General features: G+C 72.1%; 1 pseudogene. It reads left to right on the forward strand.

Going from position 1 to position 315, the window contains the following annotated elements:
- Nucleotides 1-315: pseudogene (locus EN845_RS34505) on the forward strand (DNA polymerase Y family protein); the annotation flags it as partial.

Raw genomic sequence — 315 nt, forward strand, 5'->3', positions numbered from 1 at the left:
CCACCTTGCTGTTGCGTCTCGACCAGGCGCTCGGCCGCCTCGACGAGGCGGTGTCGCCACGCCTGCCGGTGGCGCCGCTCTCGGTGGAGCGCCATCTTGCCGAGCCGGTCGTGCTGACCGACGACATCGAGCGCCTGGTGAGCCGGCTTGCCACGGCCCTGAAGAGCGATCTCGAACGCCGCGGCGAGGGCGCCAGGGCGCTCGCCCTTCTGCTTTTCCGCGTCGACGGCGCCGTCAGCCGCATCGCCGTCGGCACCTCGCGTCCGCTGCGCGAGCCGCAGCTGATCAGGCGGCTGTTCCACGAGAGGCTTGCAG

Source organism: Mesorhizobium sp. M8A.F.Ca.ET.202.01.1.1 (assembly GCF_004791595.1).
Taxonomy (GTDB): Bacteria; Pseudomonadota; Alphaproteobacteria; order Rhizobiales; family Rhizobiaceae; genus Mesorhizobium.